26 protein-coding genes are annotated in these 22,937 nt (G+C 65.9%); 15 read left to right on the forward strand and 11 right to left on the reverse strand.

Annotation, left to right across the window (positions count from 1 at the left end):
- Positions 1-22 precede the first annotated feature (22 nt).
- From hutU to G9C89_RS00370, 9 genes are all read left to right on the forward strand, one after another.
- Positions 23-1,690, forward strand: a complete 1,668-nt coding sequence (gene hutU / locus G9C89_RS00330; RefSeq protein ID WP_172143371.1) for a urocanate hydratase — start codon at positions 23-25, stop codon at positions 1,688-1,690.
- Positions 1,691-1,692: 2 nt separating this feature from the next.
- Positions 1,693-3,225: a histidine ammonia-lyase gene (gene hutH / locus G9C89_RS00335; RefSeq protein WP_172143372.1), complete on the forward strand. Its 1,533-nt coding sequence runs from the start codon at positions 1,693-1,695 to the stop codon at positions 3,223-3,225.
- A gap of 62 nt (positions 3,226-3,287) precedes the next feature.
- Positions 3,288-4,259, forward strand: a complete 972-nt coding sequence (locus tag G9C89_RS00340; RefSeq protein ID WP_172143373.1) for an ABC transporter substrate-binding protein — start codon at positions 3,288-3,290, stop codon at positions 4,257-4,259.
- A 132-nt stretch (positions 4,260-4,391) separates the two neighbouring features.
- Complete coding sequence (locus G9C89_RS00345; RefSeq protein ID WP_172143374.1) at positions 4,392-5,243, forward strand: ABC transporter permease; 852 nt, start codon at positions 4,392-4,394, stop codon at positions 5,241-5,243.
- Entirely contained in the window at positions 5,240-6,070 is an 831-nt protein-coding gene (locus G9C89_RS00350; RefSeq protein WP_172143375.1) for a quaternary amine ABC transporter ATP-binding protein, read from the forward strand. Before G9C89_RS00345 ends, G9C89_RS00350 begins: the two co-directional genes overlap by 4 nt.
- A gap of 9 nt (positions 6,071-6,079) precedes the next feature.
- Positions 6,080-7,612: a histidine ammonia-lyase gene (gene hutH / locus G9C89_RS00355; RefSeq protein ID WP_172143376.1), complete on the forward strand. Its 1,533-nt coding sequence runs from the start codon at positions 6,080-6,082 to the stop codon at positions 7,610-7,612.
- Complete coding sequence (gene hutI, locus G9C89_RS00360) at positions 7,609-8,817, forward strand: imidazolonepropionase (RefSeq protein ID WP_172143377.1); 1,209 nt, start codon at positions 7,609-7,611, stop codon at positions 8,815-8,817. The genes hutH (G9C89_RS00355) and hutI overlap by 4 nt, the downstream gene beginning before the upstream one ends.
- Positions 8,810-9,613, forward strand: a complete 804-nt coding sequence (hutG, locus tag G9C89_RS00365) for an N-formylglutamate deformylase (RefSeq protein ID WP_172143378.1) — start codon at positions 8,810-8,812, stop codon at positions 9,611-9,613. Before hutI ends, hutG begins: the two co-directional genes overlap by 8 nt.
- Before the next feature lie 134 nt (positions 9,614-9,747).
- Positions 9,748-11,670 (forward strand): autotransporter domain-containing SGNH/GDSL hydrolase family protein, encoded by a 1,923-nt coding sequence (locus G9C89_RS00370; RefSeq protein ID WP_172143379.1) that lies wholly within the window; start codon positions 9,748-9,750, stop codon positions 11,668-11,670.
- Positions 11,671-11,757: 87 nt separating this feature from the next.
- Here G9C89_RS00370 and G9C89_RS00375 read toward each other — a convergent pair whose 3' ends face one another.
- On the reverse strand, positions 11,758-12,192 hold the full coding sequence (locus G9C89_RS00375; RefSeq protein WP_172143380.1) for a hypothetical protein: 435 nt from the start codon (positions 12,190-12,192) through the stop codon (positions 11,758-11,760).
- A gap of 287 nt (positions 12,193-12,479) precedes the next feature.
- On the opposite strand from G9C89_RS00375, the gene pip reads away from it, so the two are divergent.
- From pip to G9C89_RS00395, 4 genes are all read left to right on the forward strand, one after another.
- Positions 12,480-13,451 carry a prolyl aminopeptidase gene (gene pip, locus G9C89_RS00380; protein WP_172143381.1) on the forward strand — a complete coding sequence of 324 codons (972 nt, stop codon included), beginning with the start codon at positions 12,480-12,482 and terminating at the stop codon, positions 13,449-13,451.
- Positions 13,448-13,885, forward strand: a complete 438-nt coding sequence (gene dtd / locus G9C89_RS00385; RefSeq protein ID WP_172143382.1) for a D-aminoacyl-tRNA deacylase — start codon at positions 13,448-13,450, stop codon at positions 13,883-13,885. Before pip ends, dtd begins: the two co-directional genes overlap by 4 nt.
- Positions 13,886-14,018: 133 nt before the next feature.
- The gene (locus G9C89_RS00390; protein ID WP_172143383.1) at positions 14,019-15,368 is read left to right on the forward strand and encodes a cache domain-containing protein; all 1,350 of its coding nucleotides are present in this window, start codon (positions 14,019-14,021) and stop codon (positions 15,366-15,368) included.
- Between the two features lie 3 nt (positions 15,369-15,371).
- Positions 15,372-16,016, forward strand: a complete 645-nt coding sequence (locus G9C89_RS00395) for a response regulator (RefSeq protein ID WP_172143384.1) — start codon at positions 15,372-15,374, stop codon at positions 16,014-16,016.
- A gap of 27 nt (positions 16,017-16,043) precedes the next feature.
- Here G9C89_RS00395 and G9C89_RS00400 read toward each other — a convergent pair whose 3' ends face one another.
- Both G9C89_RS00400 and G9C89_RS00405 read right to left on the reverse strand, forming a co-directional pair.
- Positions 16,044-16,460 (reverse strand): UPF0158 family protein, encoded by a 417-nt coding sequence (locus tag G9C89_RS00400; RefSeq protein ID WP_172143385.1) that lies wholly within the window; start codon positions 16,458-16,460, stop codon positions 16,044-16,046.
- Positions 16,461-16,535: 75 nt separating this feature from the next.
- The gene (locus tag G9C89_RS00405; RefSeq protein WP_218575902.1) at positions 16,536-17,033 is read right to left on the reverse strand and encodes a DoxX family protein; all 498 of its coding nucleotides are present in this window, start codon (positions 17,031-17,033) and stop codon (positions 16,536-16,538) included.
- An 88-nt stretch (positions 17,034-17,121) separates the two neighbouring features.
- Here G9C89_RS00405 and G9C89_RS00410 point away from each other — a divergent pair, with 88 nt between their 5' ends.
- On the forward strand, positions 17,122-17,703 hold the full coding sequence (locus G9C89_RS00410; protein ID WP_172143386.1) for a TetR/AcrR family transcriptional regulator: 582 nt from the start codon (positions 17,122-17,124) through the stop codon (positions 17,701-17,703).
- Positions 17,704-17,720: 17 nt separating this feature from the next.
- On the opposite strand, the gene G9C89_RS00415 is transcribed toward G9C89_RS00410, so the two are convergent.
- Positions 17,721-18,314 carry a 2-hydroxychromene-2-carboxylate isomerase gene (locus G9C89_RS00415; protein WP_172143387.1) on the reverse strand — a complete coding sequence of 198 codons (594 nt, stop codon included), beginning with the start codon at positions 18,312-18,314 and terminating at the stop codon, positions 17,721-17,723.
- A 170-nt stretch (positions 18,315-18,484) separates the two neighbouring features.
- On the reverse strand, positions 18,485-19,213 hold the full coding sequence (locus G9C89_RS00420) for an SDR family oxidoreductase (protein ID WP_172143388.1): 729 nt from the start codon (positions 19,211-19,213) through the stop codon (positions 18,485-18,487).
- A gap of 102 nt (positions 19,214-19,315) precedes the next feature.
- Between G9C89_RS00420 and G9C89_RS00425 the strand changes: the two genes are divergently transcribed.
- Positions 19,316-19,819, forward strand: coding sequence for a winged helix-turn-helix transcriptional regulator (locus tag G9C89_RS00425; protein ID WP_172143389.1), 504 nt, complete (start codon positions 19,316-19,318; stop codon positions 19,817-19,819).
- 237 nt (positions 19,820-20,056) lie between these two features.
- Here G9C89_RS00425 and G9C89_RS00430 read toward each other — a convergent pair whose 3' ends face one another.
- Genes G9C89_RS00430 through hisI form a run of 6 tightly spaced genes read right to left on the reverse strand, consistent with a single transcriptional unit; the run spans position 20,057 to position 22,916 of the window.
- Positions 20,057-20,764 carry a 16S rRNA (uracil(1498)-N(3))-methyltransferase gene (locus G9C89_RS00430; protein WP_172143390.1) on the reverse strand — a complete coding sequence of 236 codons (708 nt, stop codon included), beginning with the start codon at positions 20,762-20,764 and terminating at the stop codon, positions 20,057-20,059.
- Positions 20,761-21,561 carry a twin-arginine translocase subunit TatC gene (gene tatC, locus G9C89_RS00435; RefSeq protein WP_172143391.1) on the reverse strand — a complete coding sequence of 267 codons (801 nt, stop codon included), beginning with the start codon at positions 21,559-21,561 and terminating at the stop codon, positions 20,761-20,763. The genes G9C89_RS00430 and tatC overlap by 4 nt, the downstream gene beginning before the upstream one ends.
- On the reverse strand, positions 21,558-21,911 hold the full coding sequence (tatB, locus tag G9C89_RS00440) for a Sec-independent protein translocase protein TatB (RefSeq protein ID WP_172143392.1): 354 nt from the start codon (positions 21,909-21,911) through the stop codon (positions 21,558-21,560). Before tatB ends, tatC begins: the two co-directional genes overlap by 4 nt.
- 3 nt (positions 21,912-21,914) lie before the next feature.
- Positions 21,915-22,148, reverse strand: a complete 234-nt coding sequence (gene tatA / locus G9C89_RS00445) for a twin-arginine translocase TatA/TatE family subunit (RefSeq protein ID WP_172143393.1) — start codon at positions 22,146-22,148, stop codon at positions 21,915-21,917.
- Positions 22,149-22,189: 41 nt separating this feature from the next.
- The gene (locus tag G9C89_RS00450; RefSeq protein ID WP_079203446.1) at positions 22,190-22,522 is read right to left on the reverse strand and encodes a phosphoribosyl-ATP diphosphatase; all 333 of its coding nucleotides are present in this window, start codon (positions 22,520-22,522) and stop codon (positions 22,190-22,192) included.
- Complete coding sequence (gene hisI, locus G9C89_RS00455) at positions 22,515-22,916, reverse strand: phosphoribosyl-AMP cyclohydrolase (RefSeq protein ID WP_172143394.1); 402 nt, start codon at positions 22,914-22,916, stop codon at positions 22,515-22,517. The genes G9C89_RS00450 and hisI overlap by 8 nt, the downstream gene beginning before the upstream one ends.
- Positions 22,917-22,937 lie beyond the last annotated feature (21 nt).

Raw genomic sequence — 22,937 nt, forward strand, 5'->3', positions numbered from 1 at the left:
ACCCTTAATTGAGGACCCTGCCATGACCAAGTTTCGCGACATCGAAATCCGCGCCCCGCGCGGTAATCAGTTGACCGCCAAGAGCTGGCTGACCGAAGCGCCGCTGCGCATGCTGATGAACAACCTCGATCCGGAAGTGGCCGAGAACCCCAAGGAGCTGGTGGTGTACGGCGGCATCGGCCGTGCCGCGCGCAACTGGGAGTGCTACGACAAGATCGTCGAGTGCCTGACCAACCTGAATGACGACGAGACCCTGCTGGTGCAATCAGGCAAGCCGGTTGGCGTGTTCCGGACCCACAGCAACGCGCCGCGGGTGCTGATCGCCAACTCCAACCTGGTGCCGCACTGGGCGACCTGGGAGCACTTCAACGAACTGGACGCCAAGGGCCTGGCCATGTACGGCCAGATGACCGCCGGCAGCTGGATCTACATCGGCAGCCAGGGCATCGTCCAGGGCACCTATGAAACCTTCGTCGAGGCCGGGCGCCAGCATTACGCCGGCAGCCTCAAGGGCCGCTGGGTACTGACCGCCGGCCTCGGCGGCATGGGTGGCGCGCAGCCGCTGGCGGCAACCCTGGCCGGCGCCTGCTCGCTGAACATCGAATGCCAGCAGAGCCGCATCGATTTTCGCCTGAAGACCCGCTACGTCGACGAGCAGGCAGCGGACCTGGACGACGCCCTGGTGCGCCTCGAGAAATACTGCGCCGAGGGCAAGGCGATCTCCATCGCCCTGTGTGGCAACGCCGCCGAAATCCTTCCCGAGCTGGTGCGCCGTGGCGTGCGCCCGGACCTGGTCACCGACCAGACCAGCGCCCACGACCCGCTCAATGGCTACCTGCCGATCGGCTGGAGCTGGGAGCAGTACCGCGAGCGTGCGCTGCGCGAGCCGGCGGCGGTGGTCAAGGCGGCCAAGCAGTCGATGGCCGTGCACGTGCGCGCCATGCTGGATTTCCAGAAACTCGGCGTGCCGACCTTCGACTACGGCAACAACATCCGCCAGATGGCCCTGGAGGAGGGCGTGAGCAATGCCTTCGATTTCCCCGGTTTCGTCCCGGCCTATATCCGTCCGCTGTTCTGCCGCGGCATCGGTCCGTTCCGCTGGGCCGCGTTGTCCGGCGACCCCGAGGACATCTACAAGACCGACGCCAAGGTCAAGCAGCTGATTCCGGATGACGCCCATCTGCACAACTGGCTGGACATGGCCCGCGAGCGCATCGCCTTTCAGGGCCTGCCGGCACGGATCTGCTGGGTCGGCCTGGGTCAGCGCGCCAAGCTCGGCCTGGCGTTCAACGAGATGGTGCGCAGTGGCGAATTGAGCGCGCCGGTGGTGATCGGCCGCGACCACCTCGATTCGGGCTCGGTGGCCAGCCCCAACCGCGAAACCGAAGCCATGCAGGACGGCTCCGATGCGGTGTCCGACTGGCCGCTGCTCAACGCCCTGCTGAATACCGCCAGCGGCGCCACCTGGGTCTCGCTGCACCACGGCGGCGGGGTGGGCATGGGCTTCTCCCAGCACGCCGGCATGGTCGTGGTCTGCGACGGCACGGACGAGGCCGCCGTGCGCATCGCCAATGTGCTGCACAACGATCCGGCCACCGGGGTGATGCGTCACGCCGATGCCGGTTACCAGATCGCCATCGACTGCGCCCGCGAGCAGGGCCTCAACCTGCCGATGATTAAAGGAGTCTGAACATGAGCAGCCTGAACATTCTGCCCGGCCAACTGAGCCTGGCCCAACTGCGTCGGGTCCATCAGGGCGCGCTGAGCGTCAGCCTGGATGAGAGCGCCGCCGCGGCCATCGAAGCCAGTGTCGCCTGCGTCGAGCAGATCCTCGCCGAGAACCGCACCGCCTACGGCATCAACACCGGGTTCGGCCTGCTGGCTTCGACCCGCATCGCCAGCGCCGACCTGGAAAACCTGCAACGTTCGCTAGTGCTGTCGCACGCCGCCGGTGTCGGCCAGCCGCTGGACGATGGCCTGGTGCGCCTGATCATGCTGCTCAAGGTCAACAGCCTGGCGCGCGGCTTCTCCGGCATCCGCCGGCGGGTGATCGATGCGCTGCTCGCCCTGCTCAACGCCGAGGTCTATCCGCATATCCCGCTCAAGGGTTCGGTCGGCGCGTCCGGCGACCTGGCGCCGCTGGCGCATATGTCGCTGGTGCTGCTCGGCGAGGGCAAGGCGCGCTATCGCGGCGAGTGGCTGCCGGCGCGCGAGGCGCTGGCGGTCGCCGGTCTCGAACCGCTGACCCTGGCGGCCAAGGAAGGCCTGGCGCTGCTCAACGGCACCCAGGTCTCCACCGCCTATGCCCTGCGCGGCCTGTTCGCGGCCGAGGATCTGTTCGCCGCGGCACTGGTCTGTGGCAGCCTCAGCGTCGACGCCATGCTCGGTTCGCGGGCGCCCTTCGATGCGCGCCTGCATGCGGCCCGCGGCCAGCGCGGGCAGATCGACGTGGCGGCGGCCTATCGCGACCTGCTCACTGCCAGCAGCGAGATCTCCCGCTCCCATGCCCAGTGCGACAAGGTGCAGGACCCTTATTCGCTGCGTTGCCAGCCCCAGGTGATGGGCGCCTGTCTGACCCAGATCCGTCATGTCGCCGAGGTGCTGCGGGTCGAGGCCAATGCGGTATCGGACAACCCGCTGGTGTTCTCCGCCGAGGGCGACGTGATCTCCGGCGGCAACTTCCACGCCGAGCCGGTGGCCATGGCCGCCGACAACCTGGCCCTGGCCATCGCCGAGATCGGCGCGCTTTCCGAACGGCGCATCTCGCTGATGATGGACAAGCACATGTCGCAATTGCCGCCGTTCCTGGTGGCCAATGGCGGGGTCAACTCCGGCTTCATGATCGCCCAGGTCACCGCCGCCGCCCTGGCCAGCGAGAACAAGGCGCTGGCCCACCCGCACAGCGTCGACAGCCTGCCGACCTCGGCCAACCAGGAAGACCACGTATCCATGGCCCCGGCCGCCGGCAAGCGCCTGTGGGAGATGGCCGACAACGTGCGTGGCATCCTCGCCGTCGAGTGGCTTGGGGCCTGCCAGGGCCTGGACTTTCGCGAAGGGCACAAGACCTCGGCGAAACTGGAACAGGCCCGCGCCGTGCTGCGCGAGCGGGTCTCGCACTATCAGCAGGACCGCTTCTTCGCCCCGGATATCGAGGCGGCCAGCGAACTGTTGGAGTCCCGTTGCCTGAACGACCTTGTGCCGGCGCAGCTGCTGCCGAGTCTTTGAGGTCGCGGTAACCCTTTTGCTCGACTGCCGTTACCCAACCTTTGGAAAGACTGGAGTACCAGATGAACAAAAAACCTAAGTCTCTGCTCGGCACCGCCCTCGTCCTTGGCCTGTGTGCCAGCTCCGCTGCGACGCAGGCCGCAGGCTGGTGCGAAGCGGGCAAGCCGGTGAAATTCGCCGGGCTGAATTGGGAGAGCGGCATGCTGCTCACCGATGTGATGCAGATCGTGCTCAAGGAGGGCTACGGTTGCGCAACCGATAGCTTGCCAGGCAACTCCATCACCATGGAGAACGCCTTGAGCAGCAACGACATTCAGGTGTTCGCCGAGGAGTGGGTTGGCCGGAGCGAGGTGTGGAACAAGGCGGCGGCGGCCGGCAAAGTGGTCGGGGTCGGCGCGCCGATCGTCGGCGCGGCCGAAGGCTGGTATGTGCCGCGCTATGTGGTCGAGGGCGATGCCAAGCGCAAGCTCGAAGCCAAGGCGCCAAACCTCAAGGCGATTACCGACCTGGCTCAGTACGCCGACGTATTTCGGGACCAGGAAGAGCCGGACAAGGGGCGTTTCTACAACTGCCCGGCCGGCTGGACCTGCGAACTGGATAACAGCGAGATGCTGAAAAGCTACGGCCTGGAAGACAAGTTCACCAACTTCCGCCCGGGCACTGGGCCGGCGCTGGATGCCGCCGTGCTGTCGAGCTACAAGCGCGGCGAGCCTATTCTGTTCTATTACTGGTCGCCGACGCCGCTGATGGGGCAGGTCGATCTGGTCAAACTGGACGAGAAGCCGGGCAGCGACAAGACCATCACCATCCAGGTCGGTCTGTCCAAGGCCTTCCATGAGCAGGCGCCGGAACTGGTCGCGGTGCTGGAGAAGGTCAATCTGCCGATCGACCTGCTGAACCAGAACCTGGCGCGGATGGCCAAGGAGCGCCTCGATTCGCCCGAGCTGGCCAAGGTCTTCCTCAAGGAACACCCTGAAGTCTGGCACGCCTGGGTCAGCGAAGAGGCGGCGCAGAAGATCGACGCCGCGCTGTAACCCGCAGTCGGGGAGGGCTTGCCGGCCCTTCCTGGATGTTTTGCACAGGACAGTCCCCTCGCCCCTGGTGGCGAGGGGTGTGGAGCGGGGGCTGGCGCCGCCCTCCCGGACCAAATCGATCGAGAGCAGCCTATGTTCCCCGAACGCTTCACTTTCTCCATCGCCGACTGGGTCAATACCTGGGTCGACGAGCTGGTGACCAACTACGGCGATGTGTTCCGCCACATCTCCGACACCCTGTTGTGGGCCATCATCAACCTCGAGGGCCTGCTGCGCGGCACGCCCTGGTGGCTGATGCTGGCAATCGTCGCCGCTATCGCCTGGCATGCCACGCGCCGCGCGCTGCCGACCCTGATGATCGTCGGCCTGCTGTTCCTGGTCGGCGCGGTCGGGCTCTGGGACAAATTGATGCAGACCCTGGCGCTGATGCTGATCGCGACCCTGATCTCGGTGATTATCGGCATTCCGCTGGGGATTCTTTCCGCCCGCAGCAACCGCCTGCGTACGGTGCTGATGCCGCTGCTGGATATCATGCAGACCATGCCCAGCTTCGTGTACCTGATCCCGGTATTGATGCTCTTCGGCCTGGGCAAGGTGCCGGCGATTTTCGCCACGGTGATCTACGCGATGCCGCCGCTGATCCGCCTCACCGACCTGGGCATCCGCCAGGTCGATGGCGAGGTGATGGAGGCGGTCAATGCCTTTGGTGCCAACCGCCTGCAGCAACTGTTCGGCGTACAACTGCCGCTGGCGCTGCCGAGCATCATGGCCGGGATCAACCAGACCACCATGATGGCCCTGTCGATGGTGGTGATCGCCTCGATGATCGGCGCCCGTGGCCTCGGCGAAGACGTCCTGATCGGCATCCAGACTCTCAACGTCGGACGCGGCCTCGAAGCCGGCCTGGCCATCGTCATCCTGGCCGTGGTCATCGACCGCATCACCCAGGCCTATGGCCGTGCGCGGCACCAAGCCAGTCAATGAGGGGCGAGCAAATGAGCAAGATCGTGGTCAAGAATGTGTTCAAGATCTTCGGTGCCCGCCCCGAGGCCGCGCTGAACATGATTCAGCAGGGCCAGAGCAAGGACCAGGTGCTCGCCGCCACCGGTTGCGTGGTCGGGGTCAACGATTTGTCGCTGGCCATCGAGCCGGGCGAAATCTTCGTCATCATGGGCCTCTCCGGTTCCGGCAAGTCGACCCTGGTGCGCCACTTCAACCGCCTGATCGACCCGACCAGCGGGGAAATCCTGGTCGATGGCGAAGACATCCTGCAATACGATCGGGAGGCGCTGCGCGATTTCCGCCGGCGCAAGATCAGCATGGTGTTCCAGAGCTTCGGCCTGCTGCCGCACAAGAGCGTGCTGGACAACGTCGCCTACGGCCTCAAGGTGCGCGGCGAGAGCAAGGCCCATTGCGCCGAGCGCGCGCTGCACTGGATCGACACCGTCGGCCTCAAGGGCTACGAGAAATCCTATCCGCACCAGCTCTCCGGCGGCATGCGCCAGCGGGTGGGGCTGGCTCGCGCCTTGGCGGCGGATACCGACATCATCCTGATGGACGAGGCCTTCAGTGCGCTCGACCCGTTGATTCGCGCCGAGATGCAGGACCAGTTGCTCGAGCTGCAGCAGGCGCTGCACAAGACCATCGTCTTCATCACCCACGACCTCGATGAGGCCGTGCGCATCGGCAATCGCATCGCCATCCTCAAGGACGGCCAGCTGATCCAGGTCGGCACGCCCAAGGAAATCCTCTACCAGCCCGCCGATGAGTACGTCGATCGTTTCGTCCAGCGCCGCGTTGCCACCGTCTAAGGAGTCGCCATGCCCCCTGTTGCCCCCGTCATCCTCGGCAATGCGCCATTGCGCTGGCAAGACGTGGTGGCGGTGGCCCGCCAGGGCACGCCGCTGCAATTGACCCCAGCCGCTTGGGCGCGCATCGACAATGCCCGCGCGGTGGTCGAGTGCATTGTGGCGCGCGGTGAGCGCGCCTATGGCATCAGCACCGGCCTGGGCGCCCTGTGCAATGTGCTGCTGGAGGGCGAACAGCTCGCCCAGCTGTCGCGCAACACCCTGCTCAGCCACGCCTGCGGTGTCGGCCAGGCGCTGACGAACGAGCAGACCCGGGCGATCATCTGCGCCGCCGTCGCTAACTACAGCCACGGCAAATCCGGGGTGCAGCGCCAGGTGGTCGAAGCGCTGCTGGCGCTGCTCAACCGCGGCATCACCCCGCGGGTGCCGGCGCAGGGTTCGGTCGGCTACCTGACCCATATGGCGCATGTCGGCATCGCCCTGCTCGGGGTCGGCGAGGTCAGCTACCGTGGTCAGGTGCTCAGTGCCGCCGAAGCGTTGGCGGCCGAAGGGCTGGAGCCGGTGCAGCTGGGGGCCAAGGACGGCCTCAGCCTGGTCAATGGCACGCCGTGCATGACCGGTTTGAGCTGCCTGGCCCTGGACGATGCGAACCGTCTGCTGCAATGGGCCGACGTGATCGGTGCGATGAGCTTCGAGGCCCTGCGCGGGCAGCTCGCCGCCTTCGACCCGACTGTCCTCGCGCTCAAGCCGCATCCGGGGCAACAACGGGTCGGCGCCAACCTGCGCGCGCTGCTCGAGGGCAGTGACGTGATCGCCAGCAGCCGTGGCATCCGCACCCAGGACGCCCTGAGCATCCGTTCCATGCCCCAGGTGCACGGCGCCTGCCGCGATCAGTGGGTGCATGCCGCGCAGCAGGTCGACATCGAGCTCAATTCGGCCACCGACAACCCGCTGTTGCTCGGTACCCCGGACGCCTATCGGGTGGTCTCCCAGGCCAACCCGCATGGCGAGTCGGTGGCGATGGCCGCCGACCTGCTGGCGATTGCCGTCGCCGAGCTGGGCAGCATTGCCGAGCGCCGCCTGGATCGCCTGATCAATCCGCTGGTCAGCGGCCTGCCGGCCTTCCTGGTGGCCGAGCCCGGGGTCAACTCGGGGATGATGATCGTGCAGTACGTGGCCGCCGCGCTGTGCGGCGAGAACCGCCAACTGGCGCAACCGGCGGTGCTGGACAACTTCGTCACCTCCGGGCTGCAGGAGGATCACCTGAGCATGGGCACCAGCGCCGCGTTGAAGCTGCACAGGGCGCTGGCCAACTGTGCGCAGATCCTCGCGATTGAATACCTGCTGGCGGCCCAGGCCTTCGAGTTCCTCAAGCCCCAGCGCTTCGGCGCCGGCACCGGCTGCGCCTGGACGCTGCTGCGCGAACGGGTGGCGGCCTATGACCAGGACCGCTGGCTGGCGCCGGACATCGCCCGCGCCGCCGCGCTGCTGGGCGAGGACCAGGCCCTCGCCCAAGTGGCGGCAAGCATTGGAGGTCTGCAATGAACACACTCTGGTTCAACTGTCACGCCGCGACCATGGCCGGCGGGCGCTACTCGATCATCGAGGACGCCGCGCTGGTCACCGAGGGTGTGCACATCGCCTGGATCGGCCCGCGGGCCGAGCTGCCCGCCGGCGACTATGCCGAGCGGCATGACCTCGAAGGTGCCTGGCTGACCCCCGGGCTGATCGACTGCCACACCCATCTGGTGTTCGGCGGCGACCGCAGCGGCGAGTTCGAGCAGCGCCTCGAGGGCGTCAGCTATGCCGAGATCGCGGCGGCCGGCGGCGGCATCGCCAGCACCGTGCGCGCCACCCGCGAGGCCAGCGAGGGCGAGTTGCTGACTGGCGCGCTGCAGCGTGCGCGGCAGCTGCTGCGCGAGGGCGTCACTACGCTGGAGGTGAAATCCGGTTACGGTCTGGACCTGGCCAGCGAGCGCAAGATGCTGCGGGTGATCCGCCGTCTCGGCGACATGCTGCCGCTGACCGTGCGCGCCACCTGCCTGGCCGCCCATGCGGTGCCGGCGGAATATGCGGGCCGCGCCGACGCCTATATCGAGCGGGTCTGCCGCGAGATCCTGCCGGAGCTGGCGGCCGAAGGGCTGGTGGATGCGGTGGATGCCTTCTGCGAGCACCTGGGTTTCTCCCCGGCCCAGGTCGAGCGGGTGTTCGTCGCCGCGCAGGCACTGGGTTTGCCGGTCAAGCTGCACGCCGAGCAACTGTCCGCGTTGCACGGTTCCAGTCTGGCGGCGCGCTACCAGGCGCTGTCGGCCGATCATCTGGAATATATGACCGAGGAGGACGTCATCGCCATGGCGGCGGCCGGCAGCGTGGCGGTGCTGCTGCCCGGGGCCTTCTACCTGTTGCGCGAAACCCAGTTGCCGCCGATCGAGCTGCTGCGCCGGCACGGCGTGGCCATGGCGGTGGCCAGCGACCTCAACCCCGGCACCTCGCCGGCGCTGTCGCTGCGCCTGATGCTCAACATGGCCTGCACCTCGTTCCGCCTGACCCCGGAAGAAGCCCTGGCCGGGGTCACCCTGAACGCCGCCAAGGCCTTGGGCTTGGCCGCCAGTCACGGTAGCCTTGAAGTGGGCAAGCTCGCCGATTTCGTCGCCTGGCAGATCCGGCGACCGGCGGAACTGGCCTATTGGTTGGGCGGCGATTTGCCCAAGCGGGTGATTCGCCATGCACGGGAGGTCGACCATGGATAACGTATTGAACTTCAGTCGCGGCAGCGTGCCGCTGCTGATCAGCATGCCGCATCCCGGCATCCTGCTGACCCCTGCCGTGGAGGCGGGCCTGGTCGAGGAGGCGAAGCGCCTCAGCGATACCGACTGGCATATCCCGCGGCTCTATGACTTCGCCGATGAGCTGGGCGCCAGTATCCTGGAGGCGTGCTACTCGCGCTATGTCATCGACCTCAACCGGCCGCAGGATGACGCGCCACTCTATGCCAGCGCCACCACTGGCCTGTTCCCGGCGACCCTGTTCACCGGCGAGCCGCTGTACCGCGCCGGGCTCGAGCCGTCCAGCGCGGAGCGGGCGCGCTACCTCGCCGAGATCTGGACGCCTTACCACCAGACCCTGGCCGCCGAGCTGGCGCGGATCAAGGCCGAGTTCGGCTATGCGCTGCTGTTTGACGCGCACTCGATCCGCTCCTGTGTGCCGCACCTGTTCGCCGGCCTGCTGCCGGACTTCAACCTGGGCACCAATGCCGGTGCCAGTTGCGACCCACAATTGAGCGAGCGCCTGCTGGCGGTCTGCGCCGCGGCCCGGGACTACAGCCATGTGCTCAACGGGCGCTTCAAGGGCGGGCACATCACCCGCCACTACGGCCAGCCGCAGGCGCATGTGCATGCCGTACAGCTGGAGCTGGCGCAGTGCACCTACATGGAGGAGCAGGTGCCCTTCGACTACCGCGCAGACCTCGCCGAGCCGACCCAGGAGGTGCTTCGCGACCTGCTGCAGGCGATGCTGGCCTGGGGCCGCGAACGCTACGGGCGCTAGCTGGCTGAGGTGGCGTTGCGTCGAGTGCGATCGGGGAGGAACTTGCTTCACCCATATGGGTGGCTGTGCCGCTCGAGCGGTCTGGATACTCTTCTGCGCTTGCCCGAAGGCAACCCTAATAAGAAGGAGCATCCATGACCCCTAGCCTGAAAACGCTCACCGCTGCCGTCCTGCTGGCGAGCCTGCCAGCCGCCGCGCAGGCCATGCCTTACTCGCAACTGATCATCTTCGGCGACTCGCTGAGCGACAGCGGGCAGTTTCCCGACCTCGGCAGCCCCCTGCTGGGCGGCAACCCCACCGGCGGCTTGCGCTTCACCAACCGCACCGGCCCTACCTATCTCGGCAACAATACCGAGTACTTCGATGCCGTCGCCACTCAGCGCCTGGCCGCGTTGCTCGGCCTGCAGGCATTGCCCTCGACACCGATCCTGCCGCAATTGCTCACCGGCAACGCCGATGGCACTAACTATGCGGTGGGTGGCTACCGCACCGATCAGATTCTCGCCTCGATCACCGCGGCCAACGGCTCGGTGGTGAATGCCGGCGGCGGCACCATTCGCACCCGCAACGGCTATCTGCTGGATGTGCCGCGAGTCGATCCCGATGCCCTGTTCTACATAAACGGCGGCGGCAACGATGTGCTGCAGTTCGTGGTCACCGACCAGGCCAGCGCCGCCGCGGCGGCGGCCGACCTGGTGGCGGGTGTCGCCGCCCTGCAGCAGGCCGGCGCGCGCACCATCATCGTCTCCGACCTGCCTGACGTCGGCCTGACGCCCGCCGGTTTTGCCTTTGGCTTTCGCGATGCCTGGTCGAGCGCTTCGGGCCTGCTCAACGACGAGTTGGGCAGCCAGCTTGCGGCCCTCGGCGGCAATGTCATCCGTCTCAACTTCCGCGCCCTGCTCGGCGAGGTGCGGGGCGATCTGGCGACCTACGGTTTCGACCCGCTGGTGAGCCAGACCGATGTCTGTTTCAGCGGCAACGGTTGCCTGGCCGATCCGACCTGGGGGCTGGGCGGGCTCACGCCGAACCCCGACCGGCTGATGTTCAATGACGGCGTGCATCCCACCGCCGCGGTGCAGCAGATCAGCGCCGACTACATCTACTCGATTCTCGGCGCGCCCTGGGAAGTGTCCCTGCTGCCGGAAATGGCCATGGCCAGCCTCACGGGTCATCAGCAACAGCTGCGCAGCGAGTGGCAGGCCGACCGTGGCGCCTGGCAAGCCATCGGCCAGTGGCGCAGCTTCGTCGGCGCCAGCGGTCAGCGCCAGCAGTTCGAGCGCGGCGAGGCGGTGGCCAGCGGCGACAGCGATGGCCTCGGCGTGAATCTGGGCAGCAGCTACCGGCTGAGCGAACAGTGGCGCCTGGGCCTGGCTCTGGGCCTGCAGGAACAGACCCTCGAAGTGGGTGAGGCCGACTCCGAGTACGACCTGCGCAGCTACCTGCTCAGCGCCTTCGCCCAGTACCAGCAGGGTCGCCTGTGGGCGGACGCCAGTCTGAGCCTCGGCCATCTGGACTACAGCGACCTCAATCGACAGTTCGCCCTGGGCATCGCCCAGCGCAGCGAGCAGGGCGACAGCGATGGCCAGCTCTGGGCGCTGTCCGGGCGCCTGGGCTATGACCTGGCCAATGCCGACACGGGCTGGCGGGTCAGTCCGTTCATCAGTGCCGACTATGCCGAGGTGGATGTGGACGCTTATCGCGAGGACGGTGCCAGTGCCACCGCGCTGAATTTCGCCGACCAACAGCGCGACAGCGCGCGGCTGGGGCTGGGCCTGCAAGCCAATTACCAGCTAGCGCCGGCGACCCAGGTGTTTGCCGAAATCGCCCGCGAGCTGGAGTTCGAGGACGATCGCCGCGATCTGCGCATGGGCCTCAATTCGGTAGCCGGCAACAGCTTCGAGCTGCAGGGGCATACGCCGGCCAGCGGCCAGACCCTGGTCGGGCTGGGTGTCAGCCATGCCTTGGCCGAGGAGCTGCAGCTGCGCGCGGCCTATCAGTTCCGCGGCACCGACGACCGTCAACATGGCGTGAACCTGTCCCTCAACTGGGATTGGTAAGCGCCAGACCCGGTTGGCCTGAGCTCGCGCCCTGCGGCCTTATGCCAGCCGGATCACGCTCACCCGCGCAGCTGTGCGCGGCTGGCGTCACTCCCAGCGCAACCGCGCCAGCTGCCACTCATCGCCTTCGCGCCACCACTCCAGCTTGACCGCATAGTGCCGCGCACTGTCGGGGATCAGGCCTTCGGCCCCGGTCAGGGCGACCTGCGCCTGGCTGTGGCCTTTCTCGCGGTAAATCGGATCTAGGCGGCTATTCTTGCTGAGGGCGATCACCCTGACGTGCTGGTGGCGCAGAAACAGCAGGGCCATGGTGCGCCTGGCCCAGTCGCGGTCGAACTCCTGCTGGGCGGCGAACTGCGGGTGCAGCTGCTCGAGGACCGCGCCGGTGTCTTTCGCTTCCAGGTTGTCCTGCAGTCGCTGCAGCGCCGCTTCCAGGCTCGCCTGCGGGTCATCCTTGGCGCCGCAACCGGTCAGCAGGATGAAAGGCATCACTAAAAGTAAGGCAAATCGCCGAGCCGACATGCTGAAATCCTTTTACATGGTTATGATGCGAGGCGGAGCGGGAAACGGTAGTGACAGCAAACTTAGCAGCCTGTCGGACTTTGGCGTCCGTAGCGAGAAAGTCTGGGATTGAGCGGATTTTTCCAGTCAAACGAGGCGAATAGTCGCTCTATTTAACGAGTTTGACTGGGAAAAGCAGCCAATATCCAGGCTTTCGCAGCAGGACAGTCCCAAGTCCGACAGGCTGCTACAGGGCCGTTTGCACACGAGTTGGCGCCGTACCCTACGTATAAATCCAGGAGTGCACCATGCAGACTTTGTATCCGGAGATCAAACCCTACGCCCGCCACGAGCTGGCGGTAGAGGCGCCGCACGTACTCTATGTGGACGAGAGCGGTACCCCGGATGGTCTGCCTGTGGTGTTCATCCATGGTGGCCCGGGGGCGGGTTGCGACGCCCTGAGCCGGCGCTTCTTCGACCCCAATCTGTACCGTATCGTCACCTTCGACCAGCGCGGCTGCGGGCGCTCGACGCCCCATGCGAGCCTGGAAAACAACACCACCTGGGACCTGGTCGCCGACCTGGAGCGCATCCGCGAGCATCTGGGCATCGACAAGTGGGTGCTGTTCGGCGGCTCCTGGGGCTCGACCCTGGCGCTGGCCTATGCCCAGCGCCACCCCGAGCGGGTGCACGCGCTGATCCTGCGCGGCATCTTCCTGTGCCGGCCGCAGGAGTTCCAGTGGTTCTACCAGGAAGGCGCCAGCCGCCTGTTCCCCGACTACTGGCAGGACTACCTGGCGCCGATTCCGCTGGAGGAGCGCGGCGAACTGATGCAGGCGTTCTACAAGCGCCTGACCGGCCCCGACCAGATCGCCCAGATGCATGCGGCCAAGGCCTGGTCGGCCTGGGAAGGGCGCACCGCCACGCTGCGCCCGAACCCGCAGGTGGTCGAGCGTTTCAATGATGCGCACCGGGCGCTGTCGATTGCCCGGATCGAGTGCCACTACTTCGTCAACAACGCCTTCCTCGAAGCCGACCAGTTGCTCCGCGACATGGCGAAGATCGCCCACCTGCCCGGGGTGATCGTGCACGGTCGCTATGACGTGATCTGCCCCCTGGACAACGCCTGGGAACTGCACCAGGCCTGGCCCAACAGCGAACTGCAGATCATCCGCGACGCCGGTCACGCCGCCTCCGAAGTCGGCATCACCGACGCCCTGGTGCGTGCGGCCAACCAGATCGCCCGGCGCCTGCTCGACCTGTCGCCCGACGAAGCATGAAGGCGCTGATCCAGCGGGTCAGTGGCGCGCGGGTGGAGGTTGCCGGCGAGGTCGTCGGCGCCATCGATCGGGGCTTGCTGGCGCTGGTCGCGGTCGAGCCGCAGGACGATCCGGCCAGCGTCGCCAAACTGCTGCACAAGCTGCTCAACTACCGGGTGTTCAGCGACGCCGACGGCAAGATGAACCTGTCGCTCGGCGACATCGGCGGCGGCCTGCTGCTGGTCTCGCAGTTCACCCTGGCGGCCGACACCCGCAACGGTCTGCGCCCGAGTTTTTCCACGGCGGCGCCGCCGGCCCTGGGCGCTGCGTTGTTCGACCTGCTGGTCGAGCTGGCGCGAAGCAAGCATGCACCGGTCGCCAGCGGTCGCTTCGGTGCCGATATGCAGGTGCATCTGGTCAACGACGGCCCGGTGACCTTTCTGCTCGAAGTCTGAAACGCTGGGCGTGTCGGGATCGACCACGCGACGAGCTGACAGCTGTGAGTCAGTCGCGTTTTGCTAGAATCCCGGGCACTGCCCACCAGCCGGCACGCCAGGTAACCTGGCCGCGTCGTCATCAACGGTCCCTATGCAACTCAAACAGAAGATCGTCGCGCTCGCCATTCTGCCGCTGCTGCTGGCCATTGCCGTGATCGGCGCACTGGTGCTGTCGTATGCCAAACACCTGGGCGAGCAGCAGGAATTGCTGATCGAAACCAGCATCATCGCCAGCAAGAAGACCGAACTGCAAAACTACATCGAACTGGGCTTGAGCGCTGTCGCCCCGCTGTATGCCAGCGGCCGCGACGATGCCGTCACCCAGCAGCAGGTGCTGAACATACTGCTCGGCCTCGACTATGGCAGCGATGGTTATTTCTTCGTCTACGACGGCAAGGGACGCAACCTGATGCACCCGCGCCAGCCAGAATTGACCGGCCGCGACCTGGTGAGCATGAGCAACCCGCATTGGGTGCAGGCGATCCAGGCGCTGTTGCACAGCGCGCGCAACGGCGATGGCTTTCAACTCTACCAATGGGAGAAACCCTCCTCCGGCCAGTTGACCGAAAAGCTCGCCTACGTGGTGATGCTCGAGCGTTGGGACTGGATGATCGGCACCGGCCTGTATCTCGATGATGTCGAACTGGCCACCCAGCAGGCGCGGGCCAAGGTGGCGGAGAATATCCGCAGCACCATGTGGGCGCTGGCCGGTGTGGCGCTGGTGGCGGTGCTGCTGGTGTCGGTCGGTGGGCTGACGCTCAACTTCAGCGAGCAGCGTCTGGCCGACCGCAAGCTGCAACTGTTGGCGCAACGCATCGTCAGCTCCCAGGAGGAAGAGCGTTCGCGGGTTTCGCGCGAGCTGCACGACGGCATCAGCCAGTTGCTGGTGTCGGTCAAGTTCCGCCTCGAACTGGCCTGTCACGAGCTGGAAAGCGGGCGCAGCCAGGCACTGGAGACGCTGCGCGGCGGGCTGGCGCGCCTCGGCGGGGCGATCGCCGAGGTGCGGCGCATCTCCCATGATCTGCGGCCCTCGCTGCTGGACAGCTTCGGCCTGCCGGCGGCCATCGGCCAGCTGGCAGTCGAGTTCGAGCAACGCAGCGGGCTGCTGGTCGAGTACCAGCAGAGCCTGGACATGCTGCGACTGCCCGATGGCGAGTCGGTGGCGTTGTTTCGCATCGTGCAGGAGGCGCTGGCCAATATCGCGCGTCACTCCCAGGCCCGCCGGGTCAGCATCGCGCTGGAACAGGATGGCTCGACGGTGCAGCTGAGGGTGCGCGATGATGGCATCGGCTTTGACATTGCACGGATCGAACAGGCGCGCAGTAGCGGCATCGGCCTGCGCAACATGCGTGAGCGGGTCGAGCACCTTGGCGGCCGTTTTACCTTATCTTCAACGCCAGGCCGCACCGAGCTTATGGTGAGTCTGCCGCTACCGGGTTGAGCCATGTCCGACATATCCGAAGATCGCCAGCCTATCCGTGTGGCCCTGGTCGATGACCACGAACTGGTGCGCGACGGCCTGCGTGCGCTATTGACGGCCATGCCGCAGCTGGAGGTGGTGGGCGAGGCCAGCAGCGGCGCCGAGGCGCTGATCCTGGTCAGCCAGGTTCGCCCCGACCTGCTGCTGGTCGACATCGGCATGAAGGACATGACCGGCCTGCAGTTGACCGAGATCCTCTGTCGCCAGTATCCGGGCATGCAGATCCTGATCCTGAGCATGTACGACCACGCCGAATACGTGACCAGCTCGATCCGTGCCGGCGCCCGCGGCTATGTGCTGAAGGATGCCGCCTCACGGGAAATAGTCGCCGCCATCGATGCGATTGCCGCTGGCGGTACCTACTACAGTGCCGACCTGCTGGAAAAAACCGTCAGCCCGCCGGCCGCTGACGACGAGCTGACCCCGCGTGAGCGCGAGGTGTTGCAGATGCTCGTGCAGGGCCTGAGCAACAAGGCCATCGCGCGCACGCTCGATATCAGCGTGCGCACCGTCGAAACCCATAGGCTCAGCATTCGCCGCAAGCTGGGCGTCGATACCCCGGCCGGACTGGTGAAATATGCACTGGAACGCGGCTGGTTGAGCATCTGAGGCGGGACTCTGCCCACGTTCGCAAGGCTAGCCCGCGGCCTCGAGGCCATTGCTGTCTAGCCACTCGAGAGCCCGTTCGCGTGCCTGTCTGGCCTGAAAGGCCTGCCAGCTGTCCTGTAGCTGCGGCAGTTTTTCCAGCTCGTAGTCGAACGTGCGCAAGGGTCTGCGCCCGCTCAGGGCATGGCGCAGCAGGGTATGCGCGTGCGGGTCGTGCAGGCCGAACAGAAAGGCTGCGCGCATGGCCAGCAGCTCGTCCAGGGGCAGGGGTTCTATGGCCAGGTAGCGATCAGGCTGGACGTCGTATTTCTCCTCGGCGCCCGGCGCGGGCGCGCCGGGAGCGACGCGCAGCACGCTGCCGGTTTCCAGGTCCAGGTAGTGCGCGCCAGCGTCCTGGCTGAGCAAAGCCTGTTCGAGGCGCGGCAGATCGAGGGTCAGGGGGCGCATGGCAGTCGGCTCCAGGGGCGTGCACTGTACTGACCATAGCGCCACGCCCGGGAGCCGGCCAGTCCATCCGCTGGCTCAGCCGGCCGTGGAATGGCCTTCCCCGGCCTCCGCTGCCATGTGCCGGCGCCCGATCAGTTCGCCGGCATACAGTGCCCAGAGAATGATCAGCGGCTGCATCGGCAGGCGCAGCCAGTAGTACCAGGTCGCCGCCGGCAGGCCCTCGACGTCCAGGCCCTCGAGGGCGTTCTTGATATTGGCCGGGAACACGCAGACGAAATACAGCGCCAGGGCCTGCGCCGCCCAACGCCGCCAGCGCGGCAGCAGCAGGCCGATGGCGCCGGCCAGCTCGCACAGCCCGGTGAACAGCACCAGTTCCAGGTGATAGGGCAGCGAGTCCGGCATCATCGCCAGGTAGCGTTGCGGAGTGAGCAGGTGGTCGCTGCCGACCAGCAGCAGGGCGACGGCCATGGCCAGGCGCATCCGCGCCGGCCAGTCGGCCAGGCCCGGCATGCCGCCGCGGTCGGCCAGCAGCGCGAGCAGGGTGAACAGGATCAGCAGGGCGATGAACAGCATGGGAGACCTCCCGTAGTGAGTCGACTGGCGCGGGGTGCGGGTCGTCGGCATAATGTTGACGTTGCCAACATAAGAGGAGATGTTGTCGGTGTCAACATGCAAGCAATCCCAGCCCTATCACCATGGCGAGCTGAAGCCGGCGCTGCTGGCGGCGGCGGCCCAGTTGCTCGACGAAGGCGGTGCAGCACTCATCAGTCTGCGTGAGGTGGCCCGCCGCGCAGGGGTGTCGCATAACGCGCCCTATCGCCACTTTGCCGACCGCGACAGTCTGCTGGCCGCCCTGGCGGAGGACGGTTTTCGCGAGCTGGGCAGGCGGATGGACGCCGAGACCGGTGGTTTGGCCGCGCTCGGCCAGTGCTATGTGCGCTTCGCTCTGGAGCAGCCGGGGCGCTTCGGCCTGATGTTCGGTGCCGGTCTGGACAAGACGCGTTATCCGCAGCTGCAGCAGGCGGCGCTGGCGTTGTACCGGCGCCTGGCCCAGGCGGTACACGAGACGGCGCCAGCGCGCGAGGCCGAGGTGGCGACCCTGGCGGCCTGGAGCCTGGTGCACGGCCTCGCCCAGCTGCTACTGGATCGGCAGTTGAGCGAGGCCGTGCAGGGTGGCTTGAGTGCCGCCGAACTCAGTGAGCGGGTGACCCGGATGTTTGCCAATGGCCTGCAGGGCGGCTGAGTCCATAAGACTGGGGTTCAGTTCGGCTGTGCGAGGGCCTCGGCGACGAAGTCGAGGCGGTCCTGGCCGAAGAACATCTCGCTGCCGACGAAGAAGGTCGGGGCGCCGAACACGCCGCGCTGCAGCGCTTCCTCGGTATTGTCCTTGAGCCGCTGCTTGACCGCCTCGTCGCTGACCCGCTGTTCGAACTCGGCGGCATCCAGGCCGGCGGCGTTGAGTACTTCTGCGACTACTTCGGCTTTACCGAGGTTCTGCTGCTGCACCCAGAGTGCTTCGAAGACCGCCTGTACATAGGGCTGGAACTGCTCCGAGTCGAGGTAAGCGACGGCGCCACGCATCAGCTGCAGGGTATTGATCGGGAAGTGCGGGTTGAACGCCAGCGGCACGTGATAGCGTCTGGCGAAGCGGGCGAGATCCTGCAGCATGTAGCGGCCCTTGGCCGGGATGCTCACCGGCGACTGGTTGCCGCTGGCCTTGAAGACGCCACCGAGCAGCATCGGTCGCCAGACGATCTGCGCTCCGGCCGCTGCGGCGATGTGCGGCAACTGGGTCCAGGCCAGGTAGCTGGTCGGGCTGCCGAAGTCGAAGAAGAATTCAACGGTTTTGCTCATTGGATGCACCTCTGGGAGGTCTTGTTATTGGGCGAGCGTGCGGCGGTTAGAGCCTGTTTACGATCTCGCGAGCTAGAGCTAGGTCCGTAGCCCGGATGCAATCCGGGGAGCTGTCGTGACGTCATGGCGTGTTCCCGGATTGCATGTGGGCTACGGTATTGGCCGGGGGCTCAGAAGGTTTCCGTCCAAGGGCGCAGATCCAGCTCGTGCACCCAGCAGTCGCGTGGCTGGCAATGGATCTGCCAGTAGGTCTCGGCGATGTGCTCGGGGTTGAGGATGCCGTCCTGCTCCTTGCGCTGGTACAGCTCGGGAAAGCTCTCGCGGATGAAGGCGGTGTCGATGGCGCCGTCGATGATCGGGTGGGCGACATGGATGCCCTGCGGACCCAGCTCGCGGGCCATGCTCTGGGCCAGGGCGCGCAAGGCGAACTTGGCGCTGGCGAAGGCGGAAAAATTGGCTCGCCCGCGCAGGGAGGCGGTGGCGCCGGTGAAGATGATGCTGCCGCGCCCGCGTGGCAGCATGACTTTTGCCGCTTCGCGGCCGGTGAGGAAGCCGGCCAGGGCGGCCATCTCCCAGACCTTGCGATAGACCCGCTCGGTGGTCTCGGTGATGGAAAACTGCACATTGGCGCCGATATTGAACACCACCGCCTCCAGTGGGCCGACCTCGCGCTCGATGCTGGCGAACAGTTCGATCACCTCGGCTTCGATCCGGGCATCGCAGCCGAAGGCCCGCGCTGTACCGCCCTCAGCCTCGATGGCGGCGACCAGCGGCGCCAGTTTGTCCGCGTGGCGGCGGGCCACACAGGCGACATAGCCTTCGCGGGCGAAGCGCTTGGCGATGGCGCCGCCAGTGGCGTCGCCGGCACCCATCACCAGGATTGCTTTGCGTTCAGTCATTGCGGCTCTCCGTTAGTTCTGTTTTGGAACCTTGTTCGATAGTCGGTTCCATTTTGGAACCTGTCAAGCTATGGTGAGCCATCGCTGGCTGGAGACTGTGCAATGCGTTGGGAAGAACTCGAGCAACAACCCTGCTCCCTGGCCCGCACCCTGTCGGTGGTCGGGGACCGTTGGACCCTGCTGGTGCTGCGCGAATGTTTTCTCGGTATCCGGCGTTTCGATGAGTTCGAAAAACGCCTGGGCGTGACCCGTCATGTGCTGGCCGAGCGTCTGAAGAAACTGGTCGAAGCCGGCGTGCTGGACAAGGTCGCCTATCAACAGCGCCCGCTACGCGAGGAGTACCGCCTGACCGACAAGGGCCGCGACCTGTATCCCGCCGTGCTGGCCCTGGTCAACTGGGGCGACCGCCATATGAGCGGCGCCGAAGGTGCGCCGATTCGCCATCGGCACAGCCACTGTGGCCAGCCGATGCATGGCGTGCTGGTCTGCTCGGAATGTGGCGAAGCGCTACAGCCGGGCGATGTCGTGCTGGAGGAGGCGCCGGCGTTCAAGGGGCAGTTGCTGCCGGCGCATTGGCACGCCCGGCGAGCGGAGGAAAACCCGTAGCCCGTATGCAATCCGGCGATGTGCGGTCCCGGATTGCATACGGGCTACGAGACGGCAAAAAGCATCGCAGGCATGGGCTAGGCGCCCCCGCCGCTCCTACGAGTTCTACGTCCTGCGAGGTTTGTGCATAAACATAGGATCTACAGGCTGAACCGTAGGAGCACGCCATGCGTGCGATCGATGTCCCGGCTATCGCCGTCTCGCAGGCACACCCGCAGGCTCAGGGGCGACACGAGACTAGAACAGGCGCGCCAGCAGGGCGGTAACCGCGGTTTCCACGCGCAGGATGCGTTCGCCCAGTTGCACCGGCTGCAGGCCGGCCTCTTGCAGCATCTCGACTTCGTAGGGAATCCAGCCGCCTTCCGGGCCTATGGCCAGGGTCACGGCTTGATCCACCGCCCGCGGGCAGGCCGGGTAGGCGCCGGGGTGGCCGATCAGGCCGAGGCTGCCGGCAGCCAGTGCGGGCAGACGGTCCTCGACGAAGGGCTTGAAGCGCTTCTCGATGATGATTTCCGGCAACACCGTGTCGCGGGCCTGCTCCAGGCCGAGGATCAGCTGTTCGCGCACCGCCGCCGGCTCGAGAAAGGGCGTCTGCCAGAAGCTTTTCTCGACCCGGTAGCTGTTCAGCAGCACCACCCTGGGCACGCCCATGGCGCTGATCGTCTGCAATACGCGGCGCAGCATCTTCGGTCGCGGCAGGGCCAGCAGCAGGGTGAGCGGCAGTTTGGCCGGGGCGCTCTGGTCGAGTTCGATCGAGAGTTCGGCTTGCTCGGCATCCAGGCGCAGCAACTGGCCGGTACCCATCAAGCCATTCAGGCGGCCGACCCGCAGGCTGTCGCCGACTGCAGCGCGGTGCACCTCATGCAGGTGCTTGAGACGGCGGCCGCTGAGCCGCGCCCGATCGGCGGCAACGAAGTCGCCATCTTCCAGTAGCAGCAGGTTCACGGCTGAGCGGCAGGCGGTTGGTCGTTGTGTTCTTGCTCGGCGGCTTCGGCTTCAGCCTCATGTTGGTCGCGGCGCTTGACCAGGCTGCCACACAGCAAGCCGGCCTCGAACAGCAGCCACATGGGCACTGCCAGCAGGGTCTGCGAGAACACATCCGGCGGCGTCAGCACCATGCCGACGACAAAGCAGCCGACGATCACATAGGGCCGACCTTTGCGCAGGGCGGCCACGTCGACGACGCCGACCCAGATCAGCAGGAAGGTCGCCACCGGGATCTCGAAGGCCACGCCGAAGGCGAAGAACAGGGTGAGGACGAAGTCCAGGTACTGGCCGATGTCGGTCATCATCGCCACGCCTTCCGGGGTCACGCTGGCGAAGAAGCCGAACATGATCGGAAATACCACGAAGTAGGCGAAGGCCATGCCGCCGTAAAACAGCAGGATGCTGGAGATCAGCAAGGGGACGGCGATACGCTTTTCGTGCTTGTACAGGCCCGGCGCGATAAAGCCCCAGAGCTGATGCAGGATGATCGGCATCGACAGAAACAGGGCGACCATCATGGTCAGCTTGAACGGCGTCAGGAAGGGCGAGGCAACGCCCGTGGCAATCATGGTCGCGCCTTCCGGCAGGTAAGCCCGCAGAGGTGCGGCGACCAGCGAGTAGATATCCTGAGAGAAGTAGAACAGCCCGGCAAACAGCAGCAGCACGGCGCCCACAATGCGCAGCAGGCGTGTGCGCAGTTCAGTCAGGTGCGATACCAGGGGCATTTCCTGGTCGCTGTCCGTTAGTCGGCTCATGGTTGTGGGGTTTTATCCTGGCTGGCGGCTGCAGGCGCGCTGGGCGTCGCCTCTGCGTTGCTGCTGGTCGCTGCGGTTGTGTTCGGCGTTGCCGAGGGTGCGAGGAGATCTTGCTTCATCGCCTTCATTTCCCGCTCAAGCTCGAGAATCTGCTCGTTATGCAGTTGCCGGCGGATTTCGTCGGCACCGATTTCGCGCTCGACTTCGGCCTTGATCGCGCTGAAGCTGCGTTTGATCCGGCCGATCCACAGGCCGGCCGTGCGCACGGCACCGGGCAAGCGCTCGGGGCCCAGCACCACCAGGGCAACCACGCCAACCAGTAGCAGTTCGGTAAAGCCTATGTCGAACATGGCTCAGTCTTTCTTCGTCGGTTCTTCAACCTTGCGCGCCTGGGCATCGATGGTCTGGCCCTTGGGCTCTTCGACCGCCGGCTTGTCGCCGTCTTCGTTACCCATCGATTTCTTGAAGCCCTTGATCGCGTCGCCGAGGTCGGAACCCAGGCTTTTCAGGCGCTTGGTGCCGAACAGCATGACCACGATCAACAGGATGATCACCAGTTGCCAAATGCTAATGCCACCGAAACCCATGATGTGTACTCCTCAGTAGCTGGTTGTTGATAAATAGTTGTTCAGGATTGCGGGCGGGCGGCTTTTTCCGCGTGCCCGGACAGGCCGAAGCGGCGATCCAGTTCGTCCAGCACTGCTTGCGGATGCTGGCCGAGGGCGGCAAGCATGATCAGGCTGTGGAACCACAGGTCGGCGGTTTCATAGATCAGGTCGCTGCAGTCGCCGCTGACGGCAGCGTCCTTGGCGGCGAGAATGGTTTCCACCGATTCTTCGCCAACTTTTTCCAGAATCTTGTTCAGACCCTTGTGGTACAGGCTGGCGACGTAGGAGCTGTCGGGCGCGGCACCTTTGCGCGCCTCCAGGACTTCGGCCAGGCGGCTCAGGGTGTCAGTCATGGCTGTGTCCTTTGGCGTAGATGGCATGCGGGTCCTTGAGCACGGCATCGACGGTTTTCCAGGCGCCGTTGTCGAACACCCGATAGAAGCAGCTTTCCCGGCCGGTGTGACAGGCGATGCCGCCCAATTGCTCGACCTTGAGGATGATCACGTCGGCGTCGCAGTCGAGGCGCAGTTCATGCAGTTTCTGCACGTGGCCGGATTCTTCGCCCTTGCGCCACAGCTTGCCGCGCGAGCGTGACCAGTAGATGGCGCGCTGTTCGGCGGCGGTCAGGGCCAGGGCTTCGCGGTTCATCCAGGCCATCATCAGCACGCGGCCGGTTTGGTGATCCTGGGCAATCGCCGGCACCAGGCCGTCGCTGTTCCAGTTGATTTCGTCGAGCCAGTCGGTCATCGCTGCTTCCGCCCGTCACGG

The organism is Pseudomonas tumuqii, from assembly GCF_013184545.1.
Lineage (GTDB): Bacteria > Pseudomonadota > Gammaproteobacteria > Pseudomonadales > Pseudomonadaceae > Aquipseudomonas > Aquipseudomonas tumuqii.